This window comes from Streptomyces sp. MA5143a (genome assembly GCF_900290235.1).
Lineage (GTDB): Bacteria > Actinomycetota > Actinomycetes > Streptomycetales > Streptomycetaceae > Streptomyces.
On sequence record NZ_OLMK01000084.1, the window covers coordinates 1 to 13,783 of the forward strand.

Consider the following 13,783-nt stretch of genomic DNA (forward strand, 5'->3'; position numbering starts at 1 on the left):
ATCCGCGACCGGAATGCCGAAGTCGGGGGTGCCGTCGGCCTTCCAGTAGATCTTCTGCACGCGGGTGCGGCGGTTGGGGTCGTTGAGCGGGGAGCCGCTGATGTCCTTGTAGCTGCGGTCGTGGTAGACGAGGATGTCCGACTTGCCGTCCTCGGAGACCGTGAACTGGTTGTGCCCCGGGCCGTACTGGCTGGTGGCGGCGAAGCTGGCGAAGACCGGGCCGGTGCTCTTGGCCCATGACGAGGCGCTGAGCAGATTGGCCGAGGCGGACGCGGTCAGCATGCCCATGCAGTAGTTGGCGTCGGTCGCGCTGGCCGAGAAGGTCATGAAGACCTTGCCGTTGCGCTGGAGCACGGCCGGACCCTCGTTGACCGTCTCGCCGCCGGCGGTCTCCCAGGCGGCGGTCGGCCGGCTGATCATGACAGGAGCGCCGGTGATGGTCCACGGGTTGGACATCTGCGCGATGTAGATGTTGGTGCCGCGGCCGACGGCAGGGTCGTTCTGCGCCCAGGACAGGTAGCGGGTGCCGTTCACGTCGAAGGTCGTCGCGTCCAGGGAGAAGGTGTCCAGCGGCAGCGCGATACGGCCCTTCACCGTCCAGGTGCCCGTGATCGGGTTCGCGTCCGCGCACTCCAGGACGTAGGGCCGGATGTGCCAGATGTTGTTGGCGTCACCGGCGGCGACGTAGATGTACCACTTGCCGCCGATGAAGTGGATCTCCGGGGCCCAGATGTAGCCGCCCATCGTCCCGGTGGCGGGCCTGGTCCAGATGGTCGTCTCAGAGGCCGAGGTGAGCCCCTGGATCGTGGTGGCCCGGCGCAGCACGATGCGGTCGTACGCCGGCACGGTCGCGGTGAAGTAGTAGAAACCGTCGGTGTGCTTGAAGATGTGCGGGTCGGCCCGCTGCTCGGCGATGGTGTTCGTGTACGTCACACCGGGCGACGCGGGCACGGCGGCGCGGGCGGTACCGGCCGAGATGCCGGTGAAGGCGGCGGCCGCGGAGCCGGCCATCAGGCCGAGGATCGTCCGACGGGTGAAGTCAGGTCTCACGGAGTGCTCCCTTGGTGCGGGCTACGATGTGCGGAAATACCCCCTCCCCGCCCGGTATTTCGAACATCGTTCGCAAGTTCGGCCAAAAGTTAGGTTCTGCACTTGCGGGAGTCAATGCTTCCGGCCAAGGCGTTTTCTGGCCGAACCCCGTTACTGAGCAGTACTCCTCGGGTTCCGTGTTCGCCCGCAGTCCCGGCGCCCCGTTGAGCGGAACGAATGATCTCGCGCGTGCGGCGAGGAGTACGGGGTGCCGCAGGACTGGGAGCCGGAGGGCCTGATCGAGGCCTGGACGCCGCTGGAAGACGGCATGAAGCGGGTGCGGAACAAGCCCGGTACACCGCAACCGCCTGGCCCGCCCATCCGGGACCTCATCCGATCCAGTGCGACTCGTAGGGGTGCGCACAGCGCCGCTTGAGGGGATAGTCAGGCTGGCGGAGGTCGATCCACTCGTTGATGCACGGGCGGTCGAAGTCGCCCTTGAAGCGCGAGCAGAGGCAGCCGAAGCAGCCCCGGTATCTGTCGACCTCCTCGGGCGGCACCTCCACACCTGCGCGCTGCAGGATCTTCCGGGCCTCGCGTTGGGCATTCACGACCAGTGATGCGGCTTCCGCCAACGCCTTGGCCTGCTCCGGGGGCATCTGGATCGGGGTCGTCGGATCGGACACGCACATCCTCCTGAAGGTGGTCGAGGCCCCGTTGTAACGAGATTCGGTCGGCGAGCCCGCCAGGACGCAAACCGGCTTACGCCGCATGCCCGAACACTCTCCACCGTGTGGAGCAGCCGACGAGCGGTCACGTAGCGCAACGCGTCCGTTCGCCGTAGATGTACGAGAACAGAGCCGTGAGTCCCGTGGGTGCACGAGAACCGAGGTCTCTTCCGTGTGAACCCACCGGTTCACCGACGTGCTTCAGGCCAGTGGATCCGTGGGTTCGGGTGCAACACGAGGATGCTGAGTGAGCCGAAGAGCTTCGGCCAGAACTTCGGCGTCGACCTGTGCCAGTGTCCTGTCGCCGTAATCAAGGTTGTCGTACTCGTCGTCCAGGTTGGCAAGTTGTTCGACCAAGGGCAGTTCGTGCCCGAAGCGCTGGTGGATCCGGAAGGCCAGCTCGCGTGGTGTCAGCTCGTCGGCCAGCGTCCGGGCGGCGAGTGCTCGTGCGGCGGCTTCCTGTCCGGCAACGCTGTCTGCTGGGTAAAAGGTGAGGCCCAACTCACGGAGTGCTGGGGGAAGGAGATCGTGGACGTCGTAATCCGCCTCCGCTCGTGTGCACGCGGCCAGCATTCGCAGGGCGGGACTGTCGAGCCCGGCGACGAGCGCGTCACAGGCGCCAGTGACGACATCGGTCGCACGGATCTCGCCCATGCTCCAGAGAACGGCACGGTCCTGAAGCTCGCGGGCTGCTGGTTCGGTCGACGTCATCTGTCCATGATCTCGTCACCAGGTTGAGCAAAGCGAGCCTCTCCCAGAAGCGCGCGTACTGAGTCCGCGTAGCGGATGGCGGTCTTCTCCTCGATGCCGAAGGCGAGGGCGAGGTGGAGTGGGTCGGCGCCGTGAGTGAGGGCGTCACCGGGCTGGCGGTCGGCGCGAGGTCGTTCGAGAGTGGTCGTGAGGTTGCGGGTGGCCCGGAGTTCGCCGGCCGGGCCGAGCTCGACGGCGGTCTTCTGGGTGTGCGCCAGGCCGCCCGCACAATCGCGGGGCATCGCCGGAACCCACGGCGTCATCGGTAGACCGGCCCGACAGTGGGGTTCCGGTGAAAGCGCCTCAGTCCCGCTGAAACTCACGGCCGACCTGCCGGTTGCGATCAGGTCACCAGCCGCGGACCGGCAGGCTCGCACGAACCGCCCACTCAGCGAAGCTCCCGCCCCGCCGCCGAGACGAACGCCGACCAGGCGGCGGCGCCGAGGAGCAGCACACCGCCGGCCGGGTTCTTGCTGTCACGGACGGGGACGACGCCGGGGAGATCGTCGGAGACTTCGACGCACTCGTCGGGCTCACCGCCGCTGTGGCTCGACTTGCGCCAGGAGAGGGCGGCGCCGGTGAAGTCGCCGGCAATCTCCACGCATTCGTCCGACGTGCCTGCGCTGTAGCTGCTCTTACGCCAAGTCGCGGTCCGCAGATCGGGAGCGGTACGCATCCTCGTACTCCTTGGCCGCCTGCTCGATCAGGGCGAGGGACGCGGCAGGCGACAGCGCCGCACCCCCTAGCAGATCGTAGGTGAGCGTGGAGCGGGCCACCACGGCCGGATCGTCGAAGAGGCGCCCCGTTTCGGCCCCTTGGGAGTACATCACCGGTGGTGCGTCCTCGAAGGTCATCAGCTTGAAGACGCCTCCTGCACCGGCGGTCGCCCCCTCCGCCAGCGGCAGCACCTGCACGATGATCCGGTTGCGTCGGACCATCGCCGCGATGTGCCGGAGCTGCTCCGCCATCACCACCGGGCCGCCCACCGGGCGCCGTAGCGCCATCTCGTCCAGCACCGCCCAGTACCGCGGCCTCCTCGGGTCGCCGAAGACGTGCGCGCGGGCCTTGCGGGCGGAGACCCGCTCCTCCACCACGTCCTCCGTGAGGACCGGGTCGTACGCTCGCACCACCGCCCGCGTGTACCCCGCCGTCTGGAGCAGCCCCGGTACCAGGATCGGCGCCCAGTCCTTGATCGTGAGGGCCAATCCCTCGAACTCCACCACGTCCGCGAAGTGATGCTCGTACGGGGACTTCCTCGCGGCCTCCACGTTCCGCGTGAAGAACCCATCCGTCCCCAACACCTCGTCCGCCATCCGCGCGAACTCCGGCTGCATCCGCCGTACCCCCGCCTCCAGCATCCCCACGTACGCCCCGCTGATGAACATCGCCGCCCCCAACTCCTCCTGGGTCAGGCCCGCCCGCTCGCGGCGGTGGCGGAGTTCCGCGCCGCTCCCGAGCGTAGATGCGGAGCGTGGTCGTCCGTACGCGAAACGTGAGGGCCCGGGTCAACGAACGGGTTTGTTGGTAAATTGGACTAGACCTGTTGTCGCCCGCAGTCGTCCGCTGTCGTCGTACGACGTGCCCGAACCGGAAGGGGCCCCATGGCCACGCCCGTCCTCCTTGAGGTCATCGCCCTGGACGCCAGGGATGCCGTCGCCGCGCAGACCGGCGGAGCCGACCGGCTGGAACTGGTCGCCGACATGCGCGCCGACGGGCTGTCGCCGACCGTACGGACGTTCGTCGAGGTGCGGGCGGCCGTGGACATCCCGGCGCGGGTGATGCTGCGGCTCGCCGACGGGTTCGCGGCGGGAGACGCGGACGCGCTCGTACGGGTCGCGTGCGACATGCGGGCGGCCGGGGCCGAGGAGTTCGTGCTCGGGTTCCTCGACCCGCTCGGCGATCCCGATCTGCCCGTTCTGGAACGGCTGGTGGCCGAACTCGACGGCTGCCGCTGGACCTTCCACCGTGCCATCGACCGCGCCGCCGACCGCGACGCCCTGCGCGGGCGGCTCGCGGACCTGCCGGGGCTGGACACGTATCTCACGGCGGGCTCGGCGGACGGCGTCGACGCCGGACTGCCGACCCTCCTCGCGGAGGCCGCCCGGCGCGGCGAGCCCGGCTACGCCCCGCGGCTCATGGTCGGCGGCGGTCTCCGCCTCGACCACCTGCCCCGCCTCGGCGCCGCCGGGCTGGACGCCTTCCACATCGGCGGCGCCGCCCGCCCCGGCGGCTGGGACGCGCCGGTCGACGCCGAGGCCGTACGGGAGTGGCGGACCGCGCTCGACGCGGGCGTCTCCACCGCCGTGGCCCTCTGAGGGCGAGACCGGGAGACGGCGTGCGCCGACGCCCAGGGCCTGGGGATCGCTCCGCTCGCGCGTACGCGGCACCTCCGACGCCCGCACCCGGGCGGAAAGTCGTCCGCTTCCCGGTGGCTCCCTGGCCGTACGCCGGCCGGTCTTTGGCAGGGGCTCAGCGCGGGTCAGCCGGTAGCCGCCCTACGTGGTGGGGTTCCTCGCACTGACGCTCCCACCTCCGGGCACTTCCCGTCGGCGGGGCCGCGGCATACGATCCGCGGATTCCTTCCAGCCGAGCCAGCCGAGTGGGTGGGGGCCTCTTGATCGCCATCGCCGTGACCGGGCACATGGACCTGACCGAGGCGAGCGTTCCCCTCGTCCGCAGGGCCCTGCGGGAGTTCCTCGGGCCGCACGCGGAGGAGGGGATCACCGGGCTCTCATGTCTCGCCGGCGGCGCCGACTCGCTGTTCGCGGAGGCGGTCCTCGCGCTCGGCGGCCGACTGGTCGCGGTGATCCCGGCACGGGACTACCGGGACCTTCAGGTGGGCGCCGAGCAGGCGGAGACGTTCGACCGGCTGCTCGGGGCCGCGGCCGAGGTGCTCGTCCTCGGCCACGACAGCGCGGGCGGACAGGCGTACGAGGACGCCAACCGTGAACTGGTGCGGCGCGCCCACCGGTTGGTCGCCGTCTGGGACGGCGAGACGTCCACCGCCCGGGGAGGCACCGCCACGGCCGTGGCCGCCGCCCGCCGCGCGGGCCTGCCCGTGGACGTCGTCTGGCCGGCGGGCGCGCGCCGCGAGACCAGGGGGTGCGCCTCGGAGACGTGAGCCGGGCGCAGCCCCTGGCGGCGGCTCCGTCACGCGTACGGGTCGAACGCGATCCCCGACGGCTTCGCCTTCGCCAGGTTGGACTCGAAGCTGCCGTCCTTCAGGCCGAAGTTGGCGCTGCCGAAGTCGTAGGCGACCAGCTTCTCGCGGATGCCGGACGGGTAGCCGTTCCAGCCGACGAGCGGCGGGTACTGCCAGGTTCCCTTGTGGTTCTCCGGGGGTTCGTCGCCCGAGCCCGCGAGGCGGAAGCAGTGCGTGCGGACGCCGTCCTTGTGGTAGACGATCTTGGCGTGGGTGCCGTCCCAGCGGACCGCCGACGCCGGGTGGACGCTGAAACCGCCGTGCGCGGACGTCGACACGTACTGGGCGGTGCCGTCCCGCACCCAGACGGCCACGTGCTCCCAGTCGTGGCGGTGACCGCCGATGCTGGAGCCGGGGACCGCCTGGTCCTTCTCGAAGTAGAGGTCGTACAGGACCGCGCACCAGCCGTTGTTGCACTTGGAGCGCGCGTAGCCGTTGGTGTTGTCCAGGTCGGACGCGTCCCGGCAGCCGCCGTTGAGCGCGCCGGTGGGCTTCAGGCCGCCGTTGACCGTGCCGTCCGGGCCGATCGCCGGGGTCGAGTAGCAGCCGTCGGTGTCGTAGTCGTAGGCCGGCTGCCATGTCCTCTCCAGCGCTTCCGCGTTGGCGGGCAGGGCCCCGGGCGGGGCCGCGAACGCGCTGCCGGCCACGCCGACGACCAGGGCGAGGGCGCCGCCCACGGTGAACACGGATCTCTGCAGACGACGGGACCTGCCTGAGCGCGGACTTGTCTTCACTGCGACCTCCTGATGGACCGCGGCGCGGGGGACGCCCGGGGGCCGGGGTGGGGCACACCGACGGGGATGGCATGCGCAGGTCAGATTCGCGCTACTGGCCGGTAGTGCACAAGAGGCGGGAGGTGTCGGAGTGATGAAGAATCAAACGTTGTGAAGACGCTGTGAGTTCGCCGGACCGGTTGGCCGACGGCACGTCACCTGGTGACGTGATGTCACATCACGGATCGATATCCGCCACGTAGTTGTTGTGTGCGAAGTCGCCGCGAGAGCCCTCCCGGCGATCATTTCGCCCCTGTCCCGCGTGCATAGTTGTGTCCGCCCCGGCCAAGCCGGGGCATGACAAGTTTCAGTCACAGGGGGAACGGCTCCATGCCATTCATACGTCGCCGCGGTCTCACGGCCGCCGCCGCCGTGATCGCCGCGGTCATGGTCACCACCACCGCATGCAGCAAGTCCGACGAGGGCGGCGCGAAGGCCTCGGGCGAGACGACCGCCCAGGCGGGCGCCGGCTCGGACGTCGACACCGGTGAGAACGAGGGCGGGGGCGACACCACCATCGGCGGCTTCAAGCTGCCCGAGGGCGTGCCCACCGAACTCTCCGGTGACGCGTTGCAGAAGTGGAAGAACGGCGGCTGGCAGGACTTCGACGACTGGGCCTCCAAGGCGGAGGACTTCGCCAACCCCTACATCGCGGACTTCTGGACCCCCGAGCGCATCGCCAAGGCCAAGGCCCAGATGCCCACGCGGCTGCCGGAGATCGCCGACGCGGGCAACGTGTCGAAGGGGTCGAACAAGACCACCAAGGTCTGGCTGCCCGACGGCTCGGTGAAGCGGCAGAACGCCTCCAAGGTCAAGGCGACCTACCACAAGAACGCCGCCCCGGTCGGCAAGCTCTTCTTCACCACCCCCCAGGGCTCCAGCGTCTGCTCGGCGGCCGTGGTCAAGGACCCGGCCCACCCCGGCAAGTCCAACCTCGTGTGGACCGCCGGCCACTGCGTCCACGCGGGCAAGGGCGGCGGCTGGTACCGCAACATCGCCTTCGTCCCGTCCTTCAACAACACCGGCAGGCTGAACATCAGCCAGGCCTCCGCCAACTACCGCGCGAGCAACGTCTCCCCGTACGGCCTCTTCTGGGCCGACTGGGCCACCACCTCCGGCACCTGGATCAAGGGCGGCAACGCCAGCCAGGGCACCGTGGCCGCCGCGTACGACTACGCCGTCCTCCACGTGAAGCCGGAGAAGGGCGCCAAGTCGCTGGAGGAGCGCGTCGGTTCCGCGCTCCCGGTGTGGTTCAACGCCCCGGCCGCCAACAAGGTCAAGAACATGAAGGTGCGCGGCTACCCGGCCGAGGCCCCGTACGACGGCTCGAAGATGTACCACTGCCAGGGCGCCACCAAGCGCTTCGTCCTCGGCTACAGCTACCCGAGCGACTACCCGGCGCAGTACATGGTCGGCTGCACCCTGAACGGCGGCGCCTCCGGCGGCCCCTGGTTCATGAGCCACAAGGGCCGTACCTACCTGGTCTCCAACAACTCGCTGAGCGACCGCTCCACGTTCATCACCGGCCCGCGGCTGGGGAAGAACGCCAAGGAGGTCTACCTGGCCACCAGCAACAAGTTCAAGTAGGCCGACGCGCGTGAAGCGGCCCCCGGTGACCTCGTCGGTGGCCGGGGGCCGCTCCGCGTTCGCAGGGTGTCAGGGGCTCAGGGGGTCCCGCGCTCGGGCCAGCTGCGGCGGCAGCGGAGCCGCGTGCGTCACGATCAGGCCCGACACCGCACGGGTGAGGGCCACGTACAGGCGGCGCAGGCCCGTCCGCTCGTCCGGCTCGCCGTCGACCACGGCCCGCGGCTCGTCCAGCACCACGTAGTCGTACTCCAGACCCTTCGCGAGCGACGCCGGTACGAGGGTGAGGCGGGTCTCGTACGTCGTCTCCTCACCCGGCGCGAGGTAACCGATCCCGGCCGCCGTGAGGGCCTCGGCCAGCGCCGGTACGCGCGCGTCGGCGGCGATCAGACCGACCGACCCCTCGTTGCGCAGCAGCTCCTCGCAGGCGGCGATCACCCGTGTGTCGTCCTCGGCGGGCCGTACGTCGAAGAAGCCCGGGTTCTCCCGGACGGAGGCCACCGGGGTCAGGCCGGGCGCGATGTGGGGGAGCAGCCGGGAGGCGTAGGTGATGACGTCGGTCGGCACACGGAAACCCGCGGTCAGCTCCTCGATGTGCGCCTCGGCCTTGCCCAGGTGGGCCAGGGCCTCCTGCCAACTCCGGGTCGCCCACGGGGTGGTGCCCTGCGCGAGGTCCCCGAGGACGGTCGCCGAACCGGTGGTGCAGCGGCGGCCGACCGCCCGGTACTGCATGGGGGACAGGTCCTGCGCCTCGTCGAGGACGACATGGCCGAGGGAGTGCGTGCGCTGCACCAGGTCGGTGGCCTCGTCGATCAGCACGGCGTCGGCGGCGGACCACTTGGCCGTCCTCACGCTCCGCGCCGGCTTCGCCCAGAGGATCGTCTTCTGCTCGTCGTCGGTCAGTACCCCCTGCGCGTGCTCGGCGAGGAAGTCGGCGTCGGCGAGCAGCCGCAGGACGAGCTTGGCGGGGTCGACGGGCGGCCAGATCGCCTTGACGGCCGCCTTCACGGCGGTGTTGCGGGCCACCGCGTCCTGCACCCGGTCGTCGGGCGCCTCACCGGAGCGTTCCATCTGCACGAGCACCGCGTGCGCGATCCGCTGCGGCAGGGCGTCCCGGGCGGCGCCGTAGCGGATGTCCCGGTCGAGCAACTCCTTGACGATGTCCTCCAGTTCGTACGCCGGGACGCGCCAGCGGCGGGACCCCCGTACGACCACGACGGGCTCGGTGGGCAGGGTGACGTGCGAGCGGACGGCGCGGCGGAGCACCTCCGCCATCCGGGCGTCGCCCTTGACGACGGCGGCGGCCGCCTCGTCCGTCCCCCGCACCTCCACATGGGCCACCAGGTCGTCGACGGTGGCCTGCTTGACCTCCAGCTCGCCCAGTGCCGGGAGCACCTGCTCGATGTAGTGCAGGAAGGAGCGGTTCGGGCCGATGACGAGGGTGCCGGTGCGGGAGAGACGCTCACGGTGGGCGTACAGGAGGTAGGCGACCCGGTGCAGGCCGACGGCGGTCTTGCCGGTGCCGGGGCCGCCCTGGACGCAGAGGCTGCCGGACAGGTCGGAGCGGACGATCTCGTCCTGCTCGGGCTGGATCGTGGCGACGATGTCCCGCATCGGGCCCACGCGGGGGCGCTCGATCTCCTGCTGGAGCAGCTTGCTGGTGGTCGCCGCCTCGGCGGGGTCGGAGAGGTGCTCGTCCTCGTACGCGGTGAGGTCGCCGCCGGTGTAGCCGAAGCGGCGGCGCAGCCCGACGTCCAGCGGGTCCTTCTTGGACGCCCGGTAGAACGGCTGCGACACGGGGGCGCGCCAGTCGATCACCATCGGGTCGCCGTCCGCGTCGTGCACATGCCGCCGCCCGATGTAGAACCTCTCGCCCTGCGCACCCTCGGCCCGGTCGGCGCCGGGGGCGTGCAGATAGTCGAGGCGGCCGAAGAAGAGCGGGGTGTCGCTCAGGTCGGCGAGGGCCTTGATCCGCTCGTCGATCTGGCGGGCGAGCACCTCCGCGTTCACCCAGTTCGCGGTCACGTCCCGGATGTCCAGCGCCTCCACGTCCTCCCGCATGGCGCGCAGCGCGGAACGGGAGGCGGCGAGGTGGTCGCGTTCGCGGGTGAGGGGATTGATCTCTTCGTCGGCGGGCGCGGACAAGGGAGTGCCTCCGGGGGCCTACGGGATCCACGGGATCCGGTGGTGGGGGTGAGCCGGCCGGTTTCCGTCCGGACGGCGGCGCTCCACGAGCGGGAGGCGGGCAAGGGCGGAGAGTTTAGGCGAGACGAGGGGGAGAGGGCCAACGGATTTCGGCGCGCCGGGTGAGGGTCCGGCCGCCGTACCCCCTAGGGGGCGGGTACGCCGGGGGTACTAGGGGGCGCCAGGACCTGAGGGTGAGCGGAGGGCTCAGCCAGTTCCATCCATGGACCGACGCCATCCACGGGCGGACGTTCCACCATGGATACATGAGTGCAGCGACCTTCATCCCAGCCTCGGCCGCCGGCCGACCCGGTCCGCCGTCCGGTGCGACCGGCCTCGACGACCGTCACCCCCGCCACCGCCTCGCGGACGCCCTGAGGGCCGTCAAGGTCTTCGCGGGCGCCGCCTTCGGCGTGATCGTGCTCGGGGAGTACGCGGAAGAAGCGGGCATACACCGCCCCACCTGACGCGCCCCGACCAGCGTGACGGGCCCCCGGCCCGCCTGACGCACCCCGGCCCACCGACAGGCCCCGACGGCATCACGTCGGAGCGAGGGGTCACCTGCCCTTCCGGGGCCCCGCACCGACGCCGCGCGGCCCGCACCCACTCCGAGTCCGTCGCACACCCGCCGCCGGCCCGACGCCGGTATCCGCCGCCCGCATCGCACTCAGGGCGACGGCCACCGTCATCGTCGGCCGCACGACGCTCAGAGCGTCCCGAAACCATTCCTCCCACCCCCCGCATGGCCGGAGCCGGTCCCCCCTGGCTCCGGCCATGCACCACGCCGACCACAGGCGAGGGTGGCAGCTTGCGCCGGGGCGCCGTCACCGCCGGGAGTCGGGCGTCGTCGGACGCCGGGCGTCGCCAGGCGTCGCGCGGCGCCCCGCTCAGGCGTCGCGCGGCGGTCCGCTCAGGCGTCGTCCGCCAGGATTTCGTCCGCGTCCATGATCCGGTAGGCGTAGCCCTGTTCGGCGAGGAAGCGCTGGCGGTGGGCGGCGAAGTCCTGGTCGATCGTGTCGCGGGCGACGACGGAGTAGAAGTGCGCCTGGTGGCCGTCGGCCTTGGGGCGCAGGACCCGGCCCAGCCGCTGGGCCTCCTCCTGGCGGGAGCCGAACGTACCGGACACCTGGATCGCGACGGTCGCCTCCGGCAGGTCGATGGAGAAGTTGGCGACCTTGGACACCACCAGGACGTTGATCTCGCCCTCGCGGAACGCGTCGAACAGCTTCTCGCGCTGCGCGTTCGACGTCTCGCCCTTGATCACCGGAGCGTCCAGATGGGCGCCCAGCTCGTCGAGCTGGTCGATGTACTGACCGATGACGAGGATCTGCTGCCCGGCGAAGCGGCGGACGATCGCCTCGGTCACCCGGCGCTTGGTCGCGGTCGTGGAGCAGAAGCGGTACTTCTCCTCCTGCTCGGCGGTGGCGTAGGCGAGCCGCTCGGAGTCGGTGAGGTTCACCCGGACCTCGACACAGTCGGCGGGCGCGATGTAGCCCTGCGCCTCGATCTCCTTCCAGGGCGCGTCGAACCGCTTGGGCCCGATCAGGGAGAACACATCCGACTCCCGCCCGTCCTCACGGACGAGCGTCGCCGTCAGACCGAGCCGCCGCCGCGCCTGGAGGTCGGCGGTGAACTTGAAGACGGGCGCGGGCAGCAGATGCACCTCGTCGTAGACGATGAGGCCCCAGTCACGGGAGTCGAACAGCTCCAGGTGCGGGTAGACACCCTTCCGCCGCGTCGTCAGCACCTGGTACGTCGCGATGGTGACCGGACGGATCTCCTTGCGGGTCCCGCTGTACTCGCCGATCTCGTCCTCGGTCAGCGAGGTCCGCTTCACCAGCTCGTGCTTCCACTGCCGGGCGGAGACGGTGTTGGTGACGAGGATCAGCGTGGTCGACTTCGCCTGCGCCATGGAACCGGCCCCGACCAGCGTCTTCCCCGCGCCGCAGGGGAGGACGACGACACCGCTGCCGCCGTGCCAGAAGTTCTCCACGGCCTGCTTCTGGTAGGGCCGCAGCGCCCAGCCGTCCTCGTGCAGCTCGATCGGGTGCGCCTCGCCGTCGACGTACCCGGCGAGGTCCTCGGCCGGCCAGCCCAGCTTCAGCAGCGTCTGCTTGATCTGCCCCCGCTCCGAGGGATGCACGGCGACGGTGTCCGGGTCGATCCGGGCGCCGACCAGCGGGGCGATCCGCTTCGACCGCAGGATCTCCTCCAGGACCGGGCGGTCGGTGGTGGTGAGGACGAGGCCGTGTGCGGGGTGCTTGCTCAGGGTGAGCCGGCCGTAGCGGTCCATCGTCTCGGCGATGTCGACGAGCAGCGCGTGCGGCACCGGGTATCTGCTGAACTCGACCAGCGCGTCCACGACCTGCTCCGCGTCATGGCCGGCGGCCCGCGCGTTCCACAGCCCCAGCGGTGTCACGCGGTAGGTGTGGATGTGCTCCGGAGCCCGCTCCAGCTCGGCGAACGGAGCGATGGCCCGACGACACTCGTCCGCCCGCTCGTGGTCGACCTCCAGGAGCAGGGTCTTGTCGGACTGGACGATGAGACAGGACACACATACCTCCGGATATAAGGTCGTCTCATGACAGAACCAACGCCTGTCACAGCACGGGCTATGCCCCGTGCCCGACGCCGGAAGGGCGTCCCGGCCGGCGCGCCGGGGATGCGCGCCGCTATCTATGTTCGCCTATCGCGCGAAACCGACGAGACGACTTCGCCGGAACGCCAGCGCGCGTCCTGTGAGGCGTTGTGCGAGGCAAGCGGCTAGGAGGTCGTGGCCGCCGAGGAGGACATCGATGTCTCGGGCTTCTCGCGCGGGCTCGACCGGCCGGGCCTGCAACGCATCCTGACCAGGCTCGCCGAGCTGGACGTGATCGTGTTCTTCAAGATCGACCGCCTTGCGCGCTCGACGGTCGACTTCGCGGAGATCATGCGACTCGCCGAGCACCAGAGCGTTGCGCTCGCGTCGGCGACGGAGCCGCTCGACCTCACGTCGTCCGTCGTCCATGGGCCGAGCCATGGCGAAGGTGATCGCGGTCTTCGCCGAGCTGGAGTCCGACACCATCGGGATGCGGGTGTCCAGCGCGCACGAGCACCTGCGCCGCGAGGGCCGCTACACCGGCGGTCGGGTCCCGTACGGGTACATGGTCGTCCCCAACCCCAACGGGGCGGGCAAGGTCCTCGCGGTCAACGAGGACGAGGCCAAGACGATCAAGCGGATCGTGGAGCGGGTCCTGACCAAGGACTCGCTCATGCAGATCGTCAACGACCTCAACAAGGAGGGCGTCCCGTCGCCAGGCCACACCTCACGCCAGACCACAGGCACGCGCAGCGACTCCAAGCAGTGGTCCACGACGACGCTGCGCAGCATGCTCGGCAACCCTCAGTTGCTCGGCCAGGTCATCGAGGACGGAAAGCCGATCCTGCGGACGGACGGTCCGCCCCTGGTCAACCGCCCGCCGATCCTCGACAGTCCTACTAGTAGTGCCTGGTCAGGTTCACTCGCCGGTGGCGTGTCCGTTTGATTGCTTGTG

The 13,783-nt window shown here is 70.4% G+C and carries 14 protein-coding genes and 2 pseudogenes; 6 read left to right on the forward strand and 10 right to left on the reverse strand.

Annotated features, from left to right (window positions below):
• From SMA5143A_RS31775 to SMA5143A_RS44630, 7 genes and pseudogenes are all read right to left on the reverse strand, one after another.
• Positions 1-1,011 (reverse strand): glycoside hydrolase family 43 protein (locus SMA5143A_RS31775; protein WP_181362093.1); only part of this gene is annotated, 1,011 nt, incomplete at its 3' end.
• A gap of 407 nt (positions 1,012-1,418) precedes the next feature.
• On the reverse strand, positions 1,419-1,715 hold the full coding sequence (locus SMA5143A_RS31780; protein ID WP_107466306.1) for a DUF6422 family protein: 297 nt from the start codon (positions 1,713-1,715) through the stop codon (positions 1,419-1,421).
• 243 nt (positions 1,716-1,958) lie between these two features.
• Positions 1,959-2,468, reverse strand: a complete 510-nt coding sequence (locus tag SMA5143A_RS31785) for a hypothetical protein (protein WP_258193850.1) — start codon at positions 2,466-2,468, stop codon at positions 1,959-1,961.
• Entirely contained in the window at positions 2,465-2,749 is a 285-nt protein-coding gene (locus SMA5143A_RS31790; protein WP_146193981.1) for a hypothetical protein, read from the reverse strand. The genes SMA5143A_RS31785 and SMA5143A_RS31790 overlap by 4 nt, the downstream gene beginning before the upstream one ends.
• A gap of 146 nt (positions 2,750-2,895) precedes the next feature.
• Positions 2,896-3,183: a DUF397 domain-containing protein gene (locus SMA5143A_RS31795; RefSeq protein WP_107466308.1), complete on the reverse strand. Its 288-nt coding sequence runs from the start codon at positions 3,181-3,183 to the stop codon at positions 2,896-2,898.
• Positions 3,143-3,820, reverse strand: coding sequence for a DUF5753 domain-containing protein (locus tag SMA5143A_RS31800; protein ID WP_308812055.1), 678 nt, complete (start codon positions 3,818-3,820; stop codon positions 3,143-3,145). The genes SMA5143A_RS31795 and SMA5143A_RS31800 overlap by 41 nt, the downstream gene beginning before the upstream one ends.
• A pseudogene (locus tag SMA5143A_RS44630) lies at positions 3,803-3,943 on the reverse strand (helix-turn-helix domain-containing protein); the annotation flags it as partial. The pseudogene SMA5143A_RS44630 and the gene SMA5143A_RS31800, both read right to left, overlap by 18 nt.
• A gap of 165 nt (positions 3,944-4,108) precedes the next feature.
• Between SMA5143A_RS44630 and SMA5143A_RS31805 the strand changes: the two are divergent.
• Together SMA5143A_RS31805 and SMA5143A_RS31810 are read left to right on the forward strand one after the other, a co-directional pair.
• Entirely contained in the window at positions 4,109-4,822 is a 714-nt protein-coding gene (locus SMA5143A_RS31805) for a copper homeostasis protein CutC (RefSeq protein WP_107466310.1), read from the forward strand.
• Positions 4,823-5,121: 299 nt separating this feature from the next.
• Positions 5,122-5,628, forward strand: coding sequence for a hypothetical protein (locus SMA5143A_RS31810; RefSeq protein ID WP_107466311.1), 507 nt, complete (start codon positions 5,122-5,124; stop codon positions 5,626-5,628).
• Positions 5,629-5,657: 29 nt separating this feature from the next.
• Here the strand turns inward: SMA5143A_RS31810 and SMA5143A_RS31815 are convergent, their stop codons facing one another.
• Positions 5,658-6,395 carry an NPP1 family protein gene (locus tag SMA5143A_RS31815; RefSeq protein ID WP_375136569.1) on the reverse strand — a complete coding sequence of 246 codons (738 nt, stop codon included), beginning with the start codon at positions 6,393-6,395 and terminating at the stop codon, positions 5,658-5,660.
• Positions 6,396-6,812: 417 nt separating this feature from the next.
• Between SMA5143A_RS31815 and SMA5143A_RS31820 the strand changes: the two genes are divergently transcribed.
• Positions 6,813-8,069 (forward strand): trypsin-like serine peptidase, encoded by a 1,257-nt coding sequence (locus tag SMA5143A_RS31820; protein ID WP_107466313.1) that lies wholly within the window; start codon positions 6,813-6,815, stop codon positions 8,067-8,069.
• Positions 8,070-8,138: 69 nt separating this feature from the next.
• On the opposite strand, the gene SMA5143A_RS31825 is transcribed toward SMA5143A_RS31820, so the two are convergent.
• Positions 8,139-10,127 carry a HelD family protein gene (locus tag SMA5143A_RS31825; protein WP_375136570.1) on the reverse strand — a complete coding sequence of 663 codons (1,989 nt, stop codon included), beginning with the start codon at positions 10,125-10,127 and terminating at the stop codon, positions 8,139-8,141.
• Between the two features lie 389 nt (positions 10,128-10,516).
• On the opposite strand from SMA5143A_RS31825, the gene SMA5143A_RS31830 reads away from it, so the two are divergent.
• The gene (locus SMA5143A_RS31830) at positions 10,517-10,717 is read left to right on the forward strand and encodes a hypothetical protein (RefSeq protein WP_107466315.1); all 201 of its coding nucleotides are present in this window, start codon (positions 10,517-10,519) and stop codon (positions 10,715-10,717) included.
• A gap of 443 nt (positions 10,718-11,160) precedes the next feature.
• Here SMA5143A_RS31830 and SMA5143A_RS31835 read toward each other — a convergent pair whose 3' ends face one another.
• Positions 11,161-12,804, reverse strand: coding sequence for a DNA repair helicase XPB (locus SMA5143A_RS31835; protein WP_107466316.1), 1,644 nt, complete (start codon positions 12,802-12,804; stop codon positions 11,161-11,163).
• 219 nt (positions 12,805-13,023) lie between these two features.
• On the opposite strand from SMA5143A_RS31835, the pseudogene SMA5143A_RS44835 reads away from it, so the two are divergent.
• Together SMA5143A_RS44835 and SMA5143A_RS31845 are read left to right on the forward strand one after the other, a co-directional pair.
• A pseudogene (locus SMA5143A_RS44835) lies at positions 13,024-13,182 on the forward strand (recombinase family protein); the annotation flags it as partial.
• A gap of 85 nt (positions 13,183-13,267) precedes the next feature.
• Positions 13,268-13,774, forward strand: coding sequence for a recombinase family protein (locus SMA5143A_RS31845; protein ID WP_181362092.1), 507 nt, complete (start codon positions 13,268-13,270; stop codon positions 13,772-13,774).
• Positions 13,775-13,783 lie beyond the last annotated feature (9 nt).

What these genes read in the sequence shown, in the direction of transcription:
- SMA5143A_RS31785 (WP_258193850.1), bottom strand. Translation starts at nt 2,468, where the DNA reads ATGACGTCGACCGAACCAGCAGCCCGCGAGCTTCAGGACCGTGCCGTT.
- SMA5143A_RS31790 (WP_146193981.1), bottom strand. Translation starts at nt 2,749, where the DNA reads ATGCCCCGCGATTGTGCGGGCGGCCTGGCGCACACCCAGAAGACCGCC.
- SMA5143A_RS31795 (WP_107466308.1), bottom strand. Translation starts at nt 3,183, where the DNA reads ATGCGTACCGCTCCCGATCTGCGGACCGCGACTTGGCGTAAGAGCAGC.
- SMA5143A_RS31800 (WP_308812055.1), bottom strand. Translation starts at nt 3,820, where the DNA reads ATGGCGGACGAGGTGTTGGGGACGGATGGGTTCTTCACGCGGAACGTG.
- SMA5143A_RS31805 (WP_107466310.1), top strand. Translation starts at nt 4,109, where the DNA reads ATGGCCACGCCCGTCCTCCTTGAGGTCATCGCCCTGGACGCCAGGGAT.
- SMA5143A_RS31820 (WP_107466313.1), top strand. Translation starts at nt 6,813, where the DNA reads ATGCCATTCATACGTCGCCGCGGTCTCACGGCCGCCGCCGCCGTGATC.
- SMA5143A_RS31825 (WP_375136570.1), bottom strand. Translation starts at nt 10,127, where the DNA reads ATGCGGGAGGACGTGGAGGCGCTGGACATCCGGGACGTGACCGCGAAC.
- SMA5143A_RS31830 (WP_107466315.1), top strand. Translation starts at nt 10,517, where the DNA reads ATGAGTGCAGCGACCTTCATCCCAGCCTCGGCCGCCGGCCGACCCGGT.
- SMA5143A_RS31845 (WP_181362092.1), top strand. Translation starts at nt 13,268, where the DNA reads ATGGCGAAGGTGATCGCGGTCTTCGCCGAGCTGGAGTCCGACACCATC.